This window comes from Candidatus Paceibacterota bacterium (assembly GCA_041663045.1).
In the GTDB taxonomy this organism is placed as follows: domain Bacteria; phylum Patescibacteriota; class Minisyncoccia; order Phycocordibacterales; family GWA1-40-21; genus Bog-1340.
The window spans coordinates 25,986-43,025 of record JBAZRH010000002.1; the positions used below are offsets into that span (position 1 = coordinate 25,986).

Consider the following 17,040-nt stretch of genomic DNA (forward strand, 5'->3'; position numbering starts at 1 on the left):
ATTCTTATATTTATCACAATATTATATCAAATCTAAAACAAAAGTCGCCCCCCTAATCACAGCCAATGTGAGGCGACTTTTATCTTGATTAAATACCAAGCAATTTTCTCCAACGGGACTTGCCACTATCAGATTTGATTGGTTTTACTTCTTTAACCTCTTTAGTCACAGTGTCTGAAGTATGGCTTTCAATCGGAGTGTGTCCAATAATTTCAATGCCATCTTCTGGAATCAATGGGCCATCTGGAGGTATTTCTTCTTCTGGTTTTAATTCTGATTTCGGCATTTTCTCGAGGATTTCTTTAACTCTATCCCTCAAACCGAATTTATTTGTTATCATCTTTAAAGCTTCTTTGAGGAATCTTGTCCCGTTTAAAGATATGGCTTCATCCATATGCTTACACATATCTTTAGTGTTATGTTTATTTATTTCATCTACTTCTGTTATTATAGACTTCAAGTCGTCAATGCTATTTGCAAGACTTATTCTATATTCAAATTGTAATTCTTCGATCTTTATTCTTATCTTCTCGTCATCTATATATTGTAAATTTAGTTTATCTTGCCAGTGTCCCTTTTTAATCAAGTCTATTAAAGCTGCACAATAAACAGAATCTTTATAAGATTCGCTTCCAACTTCACTCTCACTCTTTAATAGAGAAAGGGATAGCAAAAGTTCATTAAAATTATTTGATGCTATTACTGCAGACATTGCCTCTTTTGTATTTTCTACATTATTACTCAATCCTGTAATGGGTGTTTCTACCGGATTCTGTTGTCCACTATTGATATTTAATTTCTCTAAATTCATCCTATTAAATTATAGTTTTGTAATTATTTCCGCACCCTTGCTTGTCACTACTACAGTATGTTCAAAGTGGGCGCTCCTACTCCCATCTTTTGTTTTATATGTCCATCCGTCGTCCGCAAGAATAATCTCTTTTCCTCCCATATTAAACATCGGCTCTATTGCTATCACCATACCTGATTTGAGCTTGTCACCAGAACCTCTTTCTCCGTAATTCGGAATGTATGGATCCTCGTGAACCTCATAACCAACACCGTGCCCACACAAATCTTCTACCACTCCATATCCATTTGCTTTTGCTATCCTTTCTACTGTAAAACCAATATCACCAGTGTATTTGTCCGCCTTGATAGTCTTGATACCAGCATAAAGTGCTAATTTCGTAGCATCTAAAAGTTTTTGAGATTCAACGTCAATCTTTCCAACCGGCACAGTTATAGCTGAGTCCGTAATAAGACCTTTGTGAGTAAGTCCCATATCAAGAGATACAATATCTCCTTCTTTTAAAATTCTAGGGTTTTCATTTGGTATACCATGTACAATCTCGTCATTTATGGAGACACAAATAGACGCTGGATACGGCCGCATACCCTTTGGTTTGTAATTTAAAAAAGCAGCCTTATCGCCATTATCAGAAACCAATTTTTCAGCCAAAGTATTTAGCTCGGCTGTAGAAACGCCTGGTTTTACTATCTTAGCAACTTCTTGCAATATCAAAGCCAAACGCCTACCACCCTCGCGTAATATCTCTATTTCATCCTTGGTTTTGATTGTTACCATTAGCCTAACTATACCCCAAAATAGGCTTTTTTCAACCCAAAAATACCCAGTCTTTCTGGAAAGACTGGGTATTTTTGTTCTTTATATTTTCTTACTTTTTTCTCTCACTACCGCTTGTGCTGCAGCAAGTCTTGCAATCGGCACTCTGAAAGGTGAGCAAGAAACATATGAGAATCCTTCTCTATGACAGAATTCTACCGTCCTTGGTTCACCACCGTGTTCTCCACAAATTCCAATTTTCAAATCTTTCTTCACTCCGCGTCCTTTCTTTATGGCTATGCGGATAAGTTCGCCAATACCTTCTTGGTCGAGGACTTCAAAAGGATCATAGGCAAAAATATCTTGAGCAACATATTCTTTCAAAAACTTTCCGGCATCATCTCTTGAAAGTCCGGCTCCCATTTGCGTAAGATCATTTGTTCCAAATGAGAAGAACTCTGCTCCAGATTCCACTATCTTGTCGGCAATAAGGGCAGCTCTTGGAACTTCTATCATTGTTCCAACTTTATAATCTATCTTAATTTTTGCCTCTTTAATCTTGCTCTCAACAATATTTACTATTCTATCTCTCAAAATAGTATATTCTTTTGTTGTCGCAACTATCGGAATCATTATCTCCGGAATAACGGATTTCACTTTCTTACCATTTATACCTTTCTTAACCTCTATTGCGGCATCGATGATCGCTGTCGCTTGCATATCATAAATTTCTGGATATGTAATAGCAAGTCTGCAACCTCTGTGCCCAAGCATTGGGTTGAATTCGTGCAAGTCTTCTATCTTTGCTTCCAATGTCTTCACATCGACTTTCATTTCTTTTGAAAGCTCTTCAATATCTTTCTTTTCTTTCGGTAGGAATTCGTGAAGTGGTGCATCTAGAAGTCTAATTGTGACAGAATATCCATCCATAGCGCGAAATAGTCCGGCGAAATCTCCTTTTTGATATGGAGCGAGTTTTGCCAAAGCTTTTTGCCTCGCCGGTAGATCTGAAGCCAAAATCATTTCTCTGACTGCTTTGATACGGGCACCTTCAAAAAACATATGCTCTGTTCTGCAAAGACCGATGCCTTCTGCACCGAATTTTCTCGCGACTTCTGCGTCGTGCGGAGTGTCGGCATTTGTCCTCACACCTATTTTTCTGAACTTATCCGACCATGACATGAGCGTTCCAAAATTTCCGGAAAGTGATGGGTCTTGTGTGCCGAGCTTACCCGCATAAACCTTTCCTGTGGAACCATCAAGGGAAATAAATCCTCCTTCTTTTATAACAATCCCTTTATTTTTTATCGTCAGAGTTTTTGCTTTTTCATTAATAATGATATCCGAGCAACCAGCCACACAGCATGTGCCCATACCTCTTGCGACGACAGCTGCGTGAGATGTCATACCGCCTCTTGCTGTCAAGATACCTTTTGAAGAATGCATACCGTCTATATCTTCCGGTGATGTTTCTGTACGAACCAAAATAACATCAAGTCCGGATTTAGCTTTTGCAAATGCTTCCGAAGCTGTAAAAACAACTTCTCCGACAGCCGCGCCAGGAGATGCAGGAAGACCTTGTGCAATCACTTCCGCTTTGTCTCTTGCAATAGGATCGAGCTGTTTGTGCAGAAGCTGATTTAGCTGATTTGGATCAATTCTTAATATCGCTTGTTCTAGAGTAATGAGCTTTTCTTTTACCAAATCAACGGCGATACGGACAGAAGCGGCGGCGGTTCTCTTACCATTTCTCGCTTGCAGTATGTAAAGCTTGCCTTGCTGTATAGTGAATTCCATATCCTGCATATCTTTATAATGCTTTTCAACTTTATTGCAGACATTTACAAGCTCTTTGTAAATCGCCGGGTTTTGTTTTGCCAAAGCTGAAACAGGAAGCGGTGTCCTTATACCAGCGACCACATCTTCGCCTTGCGCATTCATCAGATATTCTCCGTAGAATTTTGCTTCTCCTGTAGAAGGATTTCTCGTGAAGCAGACACCTGTGCCTGAATCATCACCCAAGTTTCCGAAGACCATGGCTTGTATATTTACAGCAGTTCCGATAAGGCCTTTGATATTATTTATTTCTCTGTATCTTATAGCTCTATAGTTATTCCATGAATTAAAAACAGCATTTATAGATAGATACATTTGCTTAATAGGATCTTGTGGAAAATCGACACCTTTCACTGCTTTGATTTTAGCTTTGTATTTTTTGACGATTTCTTTCAAGTCTTCGGCCGTCAAATCTGTGTCGTATTTGGCACCCTTTGTGTCTTTTACATTTTCTAAAATGTGCTCAAAATCGGAATGTTCCATTTCCATAACAACGCTTCCAAACATTTGCATAAGTCTTCTGTATGAATCCCAAGCAAAACGGGCATTGCCGGTCTTTTTTACCAAACCTTCAACAGATTTGTCATTCAAACCAAGGTTTAAAATAGTGTCCATCATACCAGGCATGGAAGATGCTGCTCCCGAACGAACGGATACGAGAAGAGGATCGCTGGCGTCCCCAAGCTTCTTGCCCATTTTCTTTTCCAACTCTGCAAGCTTGATATCTGTCTGCTTCTTTATTTCATTGTTTATCTTCTTGCCGTCTTCATAATAAAGTCTGCATGATTCGGTTGTAATAGTAAAACCCGGAGGGACATTGATACCCAAACTTTTCATCTCTGCTAAGTTTGCTCCCTTACCACCCAGAATCTCTTTCATATCCCTATTTCCCTCTTCAAACGAATAAACGAATTTTTTGTTCTTTGCCATAATAAATTAAATTACTAATAAAATTAACTCTTAAAACATTAAAAAACATCCTTGCTGGGTGTTTTGTTCTAAAAACAAATCTAAGACTAAATTATACAAAAAACTCTCCCAAAATACATCTTGACTTAGTCGCCAAAATATATGAGAAATTTTCTCAATAATGACTAAAATATATCTTATCCCAAAACCTTCTCTATCAACTCTTTGTGAACTGCTTCTATAGTCTGCTCGCCATTTATGTCGAACACTTGGCAATCTTTATCCTTATTGAAGAAATCTATGCAAGGTAAGACATCTTTCTCAAACCAAGACATTCTCTTATCAATACCCTCTGCAGTATCATCTTTTCTTCCTCTTGCTGTAAGTCTATCTGTACACCATTTCCTGCTTGTATTTATATAAATTACTTTATAATTTGGAATACCATAAAACTTCAACATAGCGTCAAGCAACTCTGCTTCATAAACTATTCTTGGTGCTCCATCAAAAAGCAAATTTTCTTTGCCGGAAAAATTCTTGACAAGATAATTTACCCAGAGGTCTAGAGCCATAGCTCCTGGCATAAGACCTCCTGATTCTACAACCTTTTTTGACAGAGATTGAGTATAAGAGTCTCCTTTTATAAACTCTCTGAAAAAAGCCCCCGTTTCAATATGTAGTATTTTTGAGCCAGTTCTTTCTCCGAGAGACTTCTTAAATAACTCAACCTGTGTACCCTTACCACAACCTGATCTACCAATAAAAATAAAAGCCATCGGCTCGGCTTTTTTATCTTCCTTATTTTTAAATATATTCAACATGAGAAGATTATAGCAATTTAAATTATAAATTCAAAGTTGGGGTTTCTGCTCTTCCGTAAGCGAATGAACATCCCCGCTTTTCTGTGTCCGCAGGCGAGCTTGCACGGTGCGATGTGGTGTAATTTTGCGAAGTGTATTCACGAGCAAAAGTATACCACAGCGCAAGCCGCCGAGGATTAGGAAATTTTCCGGCTGGGGAAAATTTCTGCACAGAAAAGCGGGGATGTGAGTGAGCCTCTAATATTCCCTCATCGTTATCTGTGCCTCTATTTTTTTAATCAAATCAATAACGACAGATACTACGATAAGCAGGGCAGTACCACCGATAGCGATAGAAGTAATGCCCGTGATTCCTTTTACAATAAGTGGCAAGACAGCGATAAAACCAAGGAATAATGCGCCTACGAGGGTGATCCTTGTGAGAACTTTTCCAAGATATTCTGATGTGGATTGACCGGGTCTTACACCTGGGATAAATGCTCCATTTTGCTGAAGATTCTTTGAAATCTGATCTGGATCAAAGGTGACTGCGGTGTAGAAATATGTAAACAAGAATACAAGAATAAAATATGATATGGCATATACCCAAGAATTTGATACAAAGTCATTCAATGTTCCGGCAACACCTCTTACTGTTGCATTGCTAGCCGCTGTGGCTAAAAAATTGAATATCATTTGCGGAAAGAGAAGAATAGACATCGCAAAGATAATCGGAATGACACCTGCCTGATTTACTCTCAAAGGTAGATATGTAGAAACTCCGCCATAAACTTTCGAACCCCTTATTCTCTTCGCATAAGTCACGGGTACGGGCCTTTCCGCTTCCGAGACAACCACAACTCCATAAATTACTAGAAGTGCTCCTACAATGAAAAGTATATACATCGGTATTTGGGAAATATCAAAAGATAAAGTCATCTGACTTATCTGCGTAGGCAAACTCGCCACAATACCTGCAAAAATAATCATTGATGTACCGTTTCCGATACCAAATTCAGTCATAAGCTCACCGATCCATGTAAGAAGCACAGAGCCGGCTGTTATAACCATAATATTTGTAAGCATACTCATAAAATCTAGGTTTGTTATAACTCCAGATTTTGCAAGAAGGGTCAAAAAACCAAAACCTTGCATGAAAGCGATAGGTACGGTAAGCAACCTTGAATATTGTGTGAATTTCTTTCTGCCGGCCTCACCTTCTTCCTGATACATTGCCTTGAGTTTCGGAACCATCATGGTCAAAAGCTGCATAATAATAGATGAGGTGATGTATGGACCAACTCCGAGCATCATTATGGAAAGATTGCTCATTCCTCCGCCTGAAAATATGTTCAAAAATCCTAAAAATTGATTTCCAGAAAATAGCGTAGAAAGCTTAGCCGCATCTATACCCGGTATAGGAATAGTAGCCAAAAGTCTAAAAATCACTAATGCGCCCGCGACAAATAAGATCCTGTTTCTTAGGGTTTTATCCGAAAAAATCATTTTTATTTTATTCCAAAAGTTCATTGGATTATTTTACTTGTCCTCCAGCTTTTTCTATTTTCGCTTTGGCATCTACGGAGACTTTGCAATTTGAGATAATTAACTTCTTATCTATTTCACCACCTGCAAGAATCTTTATTGTTGGGTTCTTTCCTGCACCGAGCTCTGCCAGACCAGCTCTAACAATTGATTTTGGATTAACAGCATCGCCGCTTGAAAAGACAGAACTCAAATCACCAACGTTTATAGCGATAGGTCTTACTCCAAAGCCTTTGAAAGCATAGCCTCTAAGCTTAGGGATTCTCTTTATCAAATCTCTAATTTCTGGTCTGACTTTGTGCCCGGCTCTTGCGGTCTGACCCTTGCCTCCTCTGCCAGAAGTCTTGCCTCTTCTACCACCTCTCCCTACGATGGCAACAGATCTATTTGCTGTCTTTCTTTTTAAATTATGTGCCTGCATATTATTTCTTTATTTCTTTTTTAACTTCAACCTTATTCACAAAAGGTACTTTTACTTGGGTTGTAACAGGCTGTACTGCACCACCTTTTCTGCTAAAAATCTTCAGTGCTTCTATAGAAGCTCTCGCAATATTTAGCTTATTTTTTGATGGAGAAATAATCTTTGCTGTAACATCTTTGATACCAGCAAGTTCAAGAATACTTCTGACAGCGCTTCCTGCGGAAACTCCTCTTCCTGGAGCCGGCATTATCAAAACTCTTCCACTACAATATTTTGCCGAAACATCGTGAGGAATAGACATAGTCTTTGTAAGAGCGAGGTGCATCATGTTTTTCTTGGCACTTCTATATGCCTTGTCTATAGCGAGCGATGTATCTCCTGCTTTTCCAGTACCAACGCCGATAGAACCCTTTCTGTTCCCAGCGACAGTAGCTACGCTAAAACTCAATCTCTTACCTCCCTTTGTAACTCTAGTAACTCTTCTGATATTTAAAATTTTCTGATCGAATTCTGGCTTAACTCTCTCGCCTCTTCCACCAAAGCTCTTCCTAGGATTCTTTGATCTATCTCCGCCTGGGCTTCTACCAAAAGTGCCAAAAGGTCTTGGACCTCTTACACCTGGGTTAAAAGCTGGTTTCCCCGCAATAGGAGCGACAGGTTTTGCATCCGCCCTTACTGGAGCTCCCGCAACTGCTATATTATTTGTTTTGTTTTCTACTGCTGTATCCATAATCTTTATTAAAATTTAAGTCCACCTTCTCTTGCACCATCAGCTACTGCTTTTATCTTTCCTGTGTATAGAAAGCCTCCTCTGTCAAAAACAACCTTTTTAATACCCTTCTCCATAGCAAGTTTGGCGATCTCTTTACCAACATTTCCTGCTCTTTCCATCGAACCCTTGCCTTTTACTTTTTCTGAAGAAAGTCCGACAATAGTAATCCCCTTATCATCATTTATTATCTGGGCATAAACATTTTTATTTGATCTAAAAACAGAAAGTCTAGGCATGAGAAGTGTGCCAGAAACCTTCGCTCTGATTCTCTTATGTCTTACTTTTATATTTAAACTTTTTGTATTTGAATTACTCATGTTTTTATGCGGTCTTCTTACCTTCTTTTCTCCTTATAACCTCATTTTCAAATCTTATACCTTTACCTTTGTATGGCTCTGGTTTTTTCACAGCTTTGACTGATGCTGCAAATTGACCGACAAGCTCTTTGTCTATGCCCGACACTGAAATAATGCCTTTATCTGAAGTCACCTTTAGACCTTTTGGAATAGGCATTTTAACCTGGTGAGAAAGGCCTACTTTAAAAGTCATCTCTGTGGGAGTAACATCTGCTTTGAAACCAATACCCTCTATTATAAGCCTCTTTTCATATGGCTTATTCACACCATCCACCATATTTGAAATATGTGATGTATATGTTCCCCAAAGAGCGTTGTTTTCCAAGCTTTCTTTGATTGGCTTAAGTGTTACTTTTCCGTCAACGATTTCTATTGAAATATTCTTTTTAAATGTTCTTTTCAATTCACCGAGAGGACCTTTCACAGTAACAACACCACCCTCATTTTTGACTTCGGTTTTTGCAGGGATAACTATTCCTTTTTTTCCAATTCTTGACATATTATTACCAAATCTTAAACATTACTTCTCCGCCGACTTTTTCTTTCTTTGCTTCTTTATCAGAAAGTATGCCTTTTGGCGTTGAAAGAATGGTGGCACCGAAACCGTTTTTAAATACTTTTATATCTTTTGAACCCTGATAGACTCTCCTCGATGGTTTTGAAATTCTTTGTACTCCGACAATCTTTGGAGCTTTTTCAACACCGTAAGCAAGTGCGATTTCCAAAAATCTTGAATCTTTACCTTTTTTTGAAACAGCACTGACAAAACCAGCCCTCTTGAGTGCGTTTGCGACAGCTTCTTTTAGTTTTGATGCTGAAATAGAAACAGACTCTTTGCCTACTCTGTTTGCATTTTTCAATCTTATTATTAAATCTCCTATTGAATCTGTAATTACCATGATGATTTTTTAATTCCAGGAATCTTTCCTTGATTGGCGAATTCTCTAAAGCAAATTCTGCAAAGGTCAAAATCTCTCATATAGCCGTTTTTCCTTCCGCAACGAAAACATCTCCTCACTACTCGTGAAGCGAATTTTGGTTTCTTTTGCGATCTTGCTACTACTGATGTTTTTGCCATAATTAAATAAAAGCTTCGTAAAGCTCGTCTGTGAATATTAGCAAGAAGTACTAAAAAAGTCAAACAAAGCAGAAGCGTGCGTAGTACCGCGCGTTTTTTACACTTTTATTAAGGCGTCAGAAACACCATTACTGGAACTATCTACTTTAGTAATAAAAAATAGAGATCGTTTACTTATGCGGAAATTCCACCTCCACAAACTCTTCTACTAACTATGGAGATACCGCACACTGACTAGTACCCGAGTCACAAAAGTTAGAAGCACAACTTGCATTATTGAAACAATAAGCACCTATAGCTCCATCAGTACATACGTAATCGGCACTACCTCCGCAATATAGATTTGATTGACAATCGCTTGTCTGTGTACATACACCTCCTAAGGGTACGAGGGCTGCGGCACAAACGCTACCACTACAGTTTTCTGATTGACATTGATTATTGGCAGAGCAGGAACCTCCGACTGGTTTGAATCCTCGGGTATAAATATCTAATATCTCGTCTGCGGTGAGGGCGCGGGACCAGATGGCAATATCGGCCATACTACCGGTGAGATACCCACTGAAACTCCCTGGATTTCCAGCAACTCCAAAATGGATTACTCCAGTATAAGTCGTGGCTACTGTTTGATTTACTGTCTCTATAAATACTCCGTCAAGATAAACATCCATGTGTTGGTTGTCTCGATAATTTACTGAAATAAGGTGCCATGTATTATCCGACATATTTGGATGCGTGCTTATTGCAGAACACGAAACCCACACTTTACAAATCACTGCTTGGAGAGTACTGCCCGTGTAAGATATACCAGATTGAAGACTCCCGCTACTGGCTGGATTGTAAAAACCGAGCAAATTAGTGTTAGCGACAGAAAGACTGCTTTTATTGAACCAAAAACTAACGGAGTGACTGTTAGCTGAAGAAAGAGATACCTGGCTTGAATCAAAAACACTTGTCCCATCAAAACTCCCCGCCTGTGCACCATTGAAACCGTTTGTATATGTCCCTGTCCACGTCCCATCATTGCCATTCCCCGATGAATCTGTGGAATCTCCATTTAGCTTCCACCAACCTACAAGAGCAGGATCGGTGTAGGGATCAATATATGTCCCTGCCACTCCCATATATGTTGTCCCTGAGTTGATATTGGCTGCATTTAGAGTTGCTTTGAATGCTACCAGGGCATCATAGATTTCTGTAATGGAGTACATAGTAGCGTTGACTGCATTACTTGTGGTAAGGGTATGGGAGGAGGAAAGGACTCTGGTATAGGGTGATACTGCAAGGTTGTAAATGTCTGCTAGAGAGTAGCCTGTGGCTGTACCTTGGTCTGTGGTGGGGTAGAGAGAAGAGGAGGAAGCAGAGACTGTCGTAGGAACAGCATCGCCTGATGTTATACCTAAGTAAGTAGTGCCTGATTTAATATTGTTGGGATTTATGAGATTGGCTAAGAGAGCGTAGATTTCTCCAATAGAGTGGGAGGTAGTAGCTGTAGCTTCTGTAGTAGTAGAGAGTGTGTGATTACCTGCTGTGGCTTCAGTACCTGCGGTTAATATATTGTAGAGGTCGTTGAGAGTGTAAGATGTGGGAAGGGGGGTGGCAGAAGGGGTGAGAGAGCCAGCTATAACTACGACAGTGAGAATACCGAGGGAGAAGAGAGTATAAAGAAGTGTACGTTTAAATTTAGGCATTGGTATTATTATATCGTAATTTGTAGAGTAAAGAAATATGTGAGGGAAATGTGGATAACTAAATACAAAAAGCCGTCCGCCAAAGGCGGACGGCTTTTCTATTGTTTCCTTTAAATTACTTCTTTACTTCCTCTTTCTTAAACGGAAAACCTAGATAATCAAAGTAGGCTTTGGCTTCTTTCTTACTTTTAGCTGTAGTAACTATAGTAGCTGAAAGACCAAAGACATCTTTTAGTTCTTCATCGGAAGTCTCCGGAAAAACTGTGTTCTCTTTGAAACCGATCGTGAAGTTTCCCATTTCGTCAATTCCCTTTGCTGAAAGCCCGCGAAAATCTTTTGTTCTTGGGAAAGCGATAAATACAAGTTTGTCCAGAAAATCGAACATTCTCTTGCCTCGTAATGTAATCTGATATCCCACAGGATCCCCTTCTCTTACCTTAAATGTCGCAATGGATTTCTTAGCAACTTTTAAGACAGCTTTCTGGCCAGTGATTTTTGCAAGTCTGTCGGCAATGATTTTGTTTTTATTTTTGTCTTTGAGCGAACCGGTACCCGAACTGACAACAATCTTTGTAACCTTAGGCACCTGCATAACACTTGTGTATCCAAAAACTGCCTTCATGGCATCAAATGCTTTTTTTTGTTTTTCTTTTAGTGAAACGTTTTTCATATCTTTTAACATTAAATTTCCTTATCAGACTTTCTGCTTATCCTAACATTTTTCCCGCCTATTTCTTTCTTGCCTATTCTCACACCTTTTCCGCCCTCTACTATCATGACATTTGAAACATTCATAGGCATAGATTTTTCTATAACCTGACCTTTTGCTCCAGATTTTGTCGGTCTTTGGTGTTTCTTTATTTTATTTATACCTTCAACGATAACAAGATTCTCTTTTGGAAAAGCTTTTACAACTTTGCCGGTTTTACCATTGTCTTTACCAGCTATCACTATTACACTGTCTCCTTTTTTAATTTTCATATTGTTTTTATACGATTTCTGGCGCTAAAGAAGCGATCTTTTGGAAACCTAAGTCTGCCAATTCTCTTGGAATAGGACCGAAAATTCTTCCTGCTATTGGGTCTTTCTTGCCTTTCTCTATTATAACAACAGAGTTTTCGTCAAATCTGATATAAGAGCCGTCTGCTCTTCTGAATGGTTGTCTTTGTCTTACTACAACAGCATAAAGCACATCTTTTTTCTTAACCTGCTTTCTTGGCTCAGCTTTCTGCACAGAAAGGACGACAATCTCCCCTATCTTTGCCCATCTCTTCTTCGCACTTCCGAGTACCTTGAAGATACGGCCGAGCTTGGCGCCTGAATTGTCTGATATTTTAACTATTGATCTTGGTTGTATCATATTGGTGTTTTATTTTTCCAAAATTGCAAATCTCTTATTCTTTGAAATTGGTCTTGTCTCTATTACTTCCACGATTTCACCTTCTTTGTGTTTATTGCCGGCATCGTGAGCCATGAGCTTCTTTTGTTTCTTGATGAATTTGCCATATTTTGGATGTTTTTTGAAAGAATCTATTGAAATAACAACAGTGTCTTTCATCTTGGTAGAGACAATCTTCCCCTTCAAAACTTTCCCTTTATTATTTTTTACTGAAATATTTTCCATATTATTAAATTACTTTGTCTCTTTAGTGATAGTCAAAATCTGAGCGATTTCTCTTTTTAAATTTTTGCCTTCTTTTACATCTTTTATTTTGCTTCCGGCAATACCAAATCTAAATTTACTCAAAGCCTCTCTTTTTTCTGTAAGCATTTTGGTCAAGTCGCTGGCTGTCTTTTTCCTTAATTCTTTGGTATCCATATATTTTAAATTAAATTCTAGCTATCACTTTTGTTCTGACGCACAATTTTGTACCTCCTTTTCTAAGCATCTCTCTGGCCGAGATTTCATCTACACCATCTACTTCAAAAAGCACCCTTCCTGGCTTTACAATGGCCTCATAGCCCTGAAGATCTCCCTTGCCTTTTCCCATTTTCACCTCGGCAGGCTTCTGTGTAAAAGGATGGTCTGGGAAAATTCTCGTCCAAATCTTTCCGCTCTTACTCATTGAGTGAGCAATGGCTTTTCTTGCAGCTTCTATCTGATTTGATCTAATCCTTCCTGGAGTCGTAGCCTTCAAACCGAAAGAGCCAAAAGAGATCTTTGTCCCTCTTGTTGCAACACCAATCTTGTCAGGGTGTTCCCTGAATGTGTGTGCCTTTCTAAATTTTACTTTTTTAGGATATAACATGGCTTTTATGATTGTTTAGGTTTATTATCTTTCTCAAAGATATCGCCCTTGTATATCCAGACTTTTATACCAATATCACCGTATGTCATATGGGCTTTCTCTTGGGCGTAGTCTATATCTGCTCTAAGCGTCTGAAGTGGAATTCTTCCTTTTTTTAATTCTTCTGATCTTGCAATTTCAGCACCACCCAATCTACCTCCAAGATAAATTCTTATACCTTTGACGTCACGATTTGCCATAGCTTTTTCTACTGTCTGCTTCATAACCCTTCTGAAGGGTAATCTCTTTTCCAAACTCTCGGCTATCATATAAGCAACTATCGCAGCGTTTGATTCTGGTGATCTGATCTCTTCTATATCAAGTTTAAAATCAAGAGGGATAGATATCTTGCTTCTCTTGGCGAATTTTAATATTTCTGCTCTTAACTTTACAGAACCTTCTCCGCTTCTACCAATGATAACACCTGGTCTTGTCGTCTTTATTATAAGTCTAAAGGTTTTGTCATTTCTCTCCATTTCAATAGAGCCAACATACTGACCCCTCATCTTCTTTTCAAGATATTCTCTAAGTTTTATATCACTCTTCAAAAATTCTTTGTAATTTTTGCCAGTAGAAAACCAGCGAGATTTCCAATCTCTAAGTATTCCCAATCTATGTGCATATGGATGTACTGAATGTGACATAATAATTATTTTGTTTTAGCAATTTTCTTTGGCTTTTCTTCTACTTTTTTGCCTTTCTTTGGCATATTGTCTATTGTGTCTAATTTTATGAAAACGTGACTTGTTCTCTTGTTTATAGGATATGCCATACCCCTTGCTCTTGGCATTCTCCTTTTCAAGGTGGCACCAGCATCTACTCTAAATTCTTTTACAAAAAGTTTGTCTGCATCAATACTAAAATTGTTTTTTGCGTTGGCAATAGCGGAATCAAGTAAATCAGCAAGGGGTTTAGATGCTCTCTTTATGAGAAGTCTGAGATTATTTCTCGCATCATCGACTGTCTTACCAACAATAAGCGAGGCTACCAACCTTACCTTTCTCGGTGACTGTCTATAATCATTTAGTCTTGCTGTTATCATGGTGATTATTTTTTGACTGGCTTAGCTTCTGTTGTGGCTTTGGCTGCCTGTGCTGCTGAAACTTCGGCTTCTTTGGCTTTCATATCAAGTTCCTTCTGCATCTTACCGCCGTGTCTTGTAAACTTCCTCGTAGGAGAAAATTCACCAAGTCTATGACCTACCATGTCTTCTGTAACAAGAACTTCTGTATGTTGTCTGCCATTGTGTACGCCAAAATTAAATCCAACCATTTCAGGTGAGATCTGACTTCTTCTTGACCATGTTTTAATAACCCCTGTCTCCACGGGTTTCTTTCCTGCGATTTTCTTCAATAGATTTTCATCTACGTAAGGTCCTTTCTTTAGTGATCTCGCCATTTTTTTATATAATCAAAACAAATAAGCTCTCCTGAGCTCGAGCCTGTATACTAGCAAAAACAAAAATAAAGTCAACTGGCGAAAAGTTGGCTTAATTTATATATAATAAATCTTGATTAGAGATTAAGATTTTAATATTTTATGTTACTGACGAAACCCATAATCAAAAAGCTTACTAAAATAAAGACAACAAAGGTGATGAGAAATTTTAGAAAAGTATTATTAAACATATTGTTTACTCGTTAATTATAACATTATTCAATATCATAAAAAACTTTTGCCAACACCTTTACACCCCAGACTGGCAAACCAAAAAACTTCCTCCAAAAACCACCGGTTGAGCTCGCTTCGTCAAAAGTAGACACCGCCTCGGCAACAGAAGCCACTTGGATATTCTTTATTGAAGGAATGTCCCCGTCCGGCTTAGATGGTGATTTAGGCCCTGTATTGATATCTTTATTAACAGCCATTTGAGATGCAAAAACTCTCTTAAACTCTGTAATAAAATCATCCGCTTGTGCTTTTGTTATTTCAACGTCATCAGACTTGGTCTTAGTATCAATCGATATTTGTGATGAGGTTGCAACCGTAATCGATGAACTAATTTTAGAGATTAAGGAGCCAGATGGATCAAAAAGTGATATAACAATATTTCCAGAATCCACTCTTGAATAATCTTTTGAAATTACCACCTCCTTCCCTGCTCCTATAATAGTATCTTCTGGTATTTCAAAACTTCCCGAATCTCCGCGTACCTTCCAGTCACCAAGATTTATCTCTGTCTTGCCCATATTTGAAAATCTTAAATCACCAGATGGGAGATAAGAAAAGGCGATTTCTGGTCTTAATATCTTAACAACCGTCCTAGAAACAGAATTCCTTGTCCCACAAGAGCCGTTTAAGACAATATTATATTCACCGGGGTATATATATGTATGATTCACTTCTGAACCAATATTTTTGGTCCCATCTCCGAAAGACCAAGAAAAGGTTGGCGTTCCACATTCTGAGACTTTAGAAGTCTTATATTTTGCCAAGAATTTTATAGGCGTACCGACATAGGACACTCTTTCTCTGCCTGCTGAAATATCGAATGTTGAATTTTCTTCATAATCACTCAATTCTTCTGGACTTGAATGTACAGAAACATATCTTATAGCGGTCTTTGTGATTGTTTGTGTACTCTGATTTGTATTGCTTGTGCTCGTCGAAGTCTCTTTTTCAGTATTCTCTGTTGTAGTTGCAACATTTTCTGTGGTAGTAGCGTTTTCAGAAGCAGTATTTTCTGCGCCAGGAGTCGGGATAGCAGAAATCCATACGCCATTAACCTTTTGCAATGATTTACCGTCTCCTTTCGCCCCAATAGAGATATCATAATTTACAGAATCCACTATTGTCCCCGCTTCATTTTTCAACGACAATAACTCGCCTTCATTGCTAAGAGAAAAAGTACTATCAAAAAGTAAACCGTTATAATCTGGAAAGTTAGTTCTAAATTTTGAAGGATTATCCGCAATAACAGCATAACCTATAGAACCTAAAATACTGTTGCCGTCTGAAGCAATTACTCCGTGATTAGTATTAGCCTCAGAAAGTTTAACTTTTGTAATATCTAAGTCCTCATTACTAGAGTTAAATACTTCTATCCATTCTCTGTCTGTATCTGACCCATCTACATCATACATAATTTCATTAATTTGAAGAGTGGCCGACACATGTCGGGCAAATGAAAAACCAGTCAATATTAAAATCATAATAATGAAGAATCTACTATATCTTTTGGGCATAATTGAGAAACATTTTACCACTCTATTCTATCGACTCGCAAACTGTGGATAACTTTTGCAAAGATTCTATTTCGAGAAAGTGTTTTATATAAAATCCTCACAAAATAAAACCTCCGGTTTACGCACGGAGGCTCTATTATTAAAGTTAAATACAGGTCGGCTAGTTATATTGATTAGTCGATAAGTAATTTGTTTGTAAGAAGCTTCATAAGAGCCACCGCATTCTTCTGTGCCACCTTGCTGTCTTTGCTCCCTACGAAAGAATTCCATTGTGCTATAACTTCAGCGTCTTTAATCTGTCTTACATCGTTCTCTAGTTGAACACGATCATCATAAGAGATCTGTTGGCCTTCATTTGTGTTCAAAACAATGTCCACAAAGAGCTTAAGAAAACGGGACACCTGAATATTAGTACCGATTTTATCTTCTTTCTGTACCTGTTGCTGTTTAAGATTCTCTGTATATTGAATACTGAAAAAAATGTTCCCAGATACCAAGACTAACATGAGAAAGTTTGAGACTAAACGTGTTCTATCTAGAACACCTGACTGAAGCGTTATCATATATTTAATAATAATTAATAATTTATAAA

Annotated in this window: 23 protein-coding genes; all 23 read right to left on the reverse strand. The window is 38.2% G+C overall.

Annotation, left to right across the window (positions count from 1 at the left end; translation table 11 throughout):
* Positions 1-88: 88 nt before the first annotated feature.
* Positions 89-811, reverse strand: coding sequence for a hypothetical protein (locus WC631_02325; GenBank protein ID MFA6227283.1), 723 nt, complete (start codon positions 809-811; stop codon positions 89-91).
* Between the two features lie 9 nt (positions 812-820).
* Positions 821-1,588, reverse strand: coding sequence for a type I methionyl aminopeptidase (map, locus tag WC631_02330; GenBank protein MFA6227284.1), 768 nt, complete (start codon positions 1,586-1,588; stop codon positions 821-823).
* Positions 1,589-1,669: 81 nt separating this feature from the next.
* Positions 1,670-4,333: a pyruvate, phosphate dikinase gene (ppdK, locus tag WC631_02335; GenBank protein ID MFA6227285.1), complete on the reverse strand. Its 2,664-nt coding sequence runs from the start codon at positions 4,331-4,333 to the stop codon at positions 1,670-1,672.
* Between the two features lie 176 nt (positions 4,334-4,509).
* The gene (locus WC631_02340; GenBank protein MFA6227286.1) at positions 4,510-5,133 is read right to left on the reverse strand and encodes a nucleoside monophosphate kinase; all 624 of its coding nucleotides are present in this window, start codon (positions 5,131-5,133) and stop codon (positions 4,510-4,512) included.
* Between the two features lie 237 nt (positions 5,134-5,370).
* The gene (gene secY, locus WC631_02345) at positions 5,371-6,642 is read right to left on the reverse strand and encodes a preprotein translocase subunit SecY (GenBank protein MFA6227287.1); all 1,272 of its coding nucleotides are present in this window, start codon (positions 6,640-6,642) and stop codon (positions 5,371-5,373) included.
* A gap of 4 nt (positions 6,643-6,646) precedes the next feature.
* Positions 6,647-7,078: an uL15 family ribosomal protein gene (locus WC631_02350; GenBank protein MFA6227288.1), complete on the reverse strand. Its 432-nt coding sequence runs from the start codon at positions 7,076-7,078 to the stop codon at positions 6,647-6,649.
* Between the two features lies 1 nt (position 7,079).
* Complete coding sequence (locus WC631_02355) at positions 7,080-7,808, reverse strand: 30S ribosomal protein S5 (GenBank protein ID MFA6227289.1); 729 nt, start codon at positions 7,806-7,808, stop codon at positions 7,080-7,082.
* An 8-nt stretch (positions 7,809-7,816) separates the two neighbouring features.
* Complete coding sequence (gene rplR, locus WC631_02360; GenBank protein ID MFA6227290.1) at positions 7,817-8,167, reverse strand: 50S ribosomal protein L18; 351 nt, start codon at positions 8,165-8,167, stop codon at positions 7,817-7,819.
* Between the two features lie 4 nt (positions 8,168-8,171).
* Complete coding sequence (rplF, locus tag WC631_02365) at positions 8,172-8,705, reverse strand: 50S ribosomal protein L6 (protein MFA6227291.1); 534 nt, start codon at positions 8,703-8,705, stop codon at positions 8,172-8,174.
* Positions 8,706-8,709: 4 nt separating this feature from the next.
* A complete protein-coding gene (gene rpsH, locus WC631_02370; GenBank protein MFA6227292.1) occupies positions 8,710-9,105 on the reverse strand; it encodes a 30S ribosomal protein S8 in 396 nt (131 codons plus the stop codon).
* Positions 9,099-9,284, reverse strand: coding sequence for a type Z 30S ribosomal protein S14 (locus WC631_02375; protein MFA6227293.1), 186 nt, complete (start codon positions 9,282-9,284; stop codon positions 9,099-9,101). Before WC631_02375 ends, rpsH begins: the two co-directional genes overlap by 7 nt.
* Before the next feature lie 212 nt (positions 9,285-9,496).
* On the reverse strand, positions 9,497-10,975 hold the full coding sequence (locus tag WC631_02380) for a LamG-like jellyroll fold domain-containing protein (protein MFA6227294.1): 1,479 nt from the start codon (positions 10,973-10,975) through the stop codon (positions 9,497-9,499).
* Positions 10,976-11,090: 115 nt separating this feature from the next.
* On the reverse strand, positions 11,091-11,645 hold the full coding sequence (gene rplE / locus WC631_02385) for a 50S ribosomal protein L5 (protein MFA6227295.1): 555 nt from the start codon (positions 11,643-11,645) through the stop codon (positions 11,091-11,093).
* Between the two features lie 11 nt (positions 11,646-11,656).
* Positions 11,657-11,956 (reverse strand): 50S ribosomal protein L24, encoded by a 300-nt coding sequence (gene rplX / locus WC631_02390; protein ID MFA6227296.1) that lies wholly within the window; start codon positions 11,954-11,956, stop codon positions 11,657-11,659.
* Between the two features lie 7 nt (positions 11,957-11,963).
* Positions 11,964-12,335 (reverse strand): 50S ribosomal protein L14, encoded by a 372-nt coding sequence (gene rplN / locus WC631_02395; GenBank protein MFA6227297.1) that lies wholly within the window; start codon positions 12,333-12,335, stop codon positions 11,964-11,966.
* A 9-nt stretch (positions 12,336-12,344) separates the two neighbouring features.
* Positions 12,345-12,590: a 30S ribosomal protein S17 gene (gene rpsQ / locus WC631_02400; protein ID MFA6227298.1), complete on the reverse strand. Its 246-nt coding sequence runs from the start codon at positions 12,588-12,590 to the stop codon at positions 12,345-12,347.
* A gap of 18 nt (positions 12,591-12,608) precedes the next feature.
* A complete protein-coding gene (gene rpmC, locus WC631_02405; GenBank protein MFA6227299.1) occupies positions 12,609-12,794 on the reverse strand; it encodes a 50S ribosomal protein L29 in 186 nt (61 codons plus the stop codon).
* Positions 12,795-12,804: 10 nt separating this feature from the next.
* Positions 12,805-13,224, reverse strand: a complete 420-nt coding sequence (gene rplP / locus WC631_02410) for a 50S ribosomal protein L16 (protein ID MFA6227300.1) — start codon at positions 13,222-13,224, stop codon at positions 12,805-12,807.
* Positions 13,225-13,229: 5 nt separating this feature from the next.
* Positions 13,230-13,907, reverse strand: coding sequence for a 30S ribosomal protein S3 (rpsC, locus tag WC631_02415; GenBank protein MFA6227301.1), 678 nt, complete (start codon positions 13,905-13,907; stop codon positions 13,230-13,232).
* A 5-nt stretch (positions 13,908-13,912) separates the two neighbouring features.
* Positions 13,913-14,305: a 50S ribosomal protein L22 gene (gene rplV / locus WC631_02420; GenBank protein ID MFA6227302.1), complete on the reverse strand. Its 393-nt coding sequence runs from the start codon at positions 14,303-14,305 to the stop codon at positions 13,913-13,915.
* A gap of 5 nt (positions 14,306-14,310) precedes the next feature.
* Positions 14,311-14,661, reverse strand: a complete 351-nt coding sequence (gene rpsS, locus WC631_02425) for a 30S ribosomal protein S19 (protein ID MFA6227303.1) — start codon at positions 14,659-14,661, stop codon at positions 14,311-14,313.
* Between the two features lie 254 nt (positions 14,662-14,915).
* Positions 14,916-16,448, reverse strand: coding sequence for a lamin tail domain-containing protein (locus WC631_02430; GenBank protein ID MFA6227304.1), 1,533 nt, complete (start codon positions 16,446-16,448; stop codon positions 14,916-14,918).
* 173 nt (positions 16,449-16,621) lie between these two features.
* Positions 16,622-17,011: a hypothetical protein gene (locus WC631_02435; GenBank protein MFA6227305.1), complete on the reverse strand. Its 390-nt coding sequence runs from the start codon at positions 17,009-17,011 to the stop codon at positions 16,622-16,624.
* Positions 17,012-17,040 lie beyond the last annotated feature (29 nt).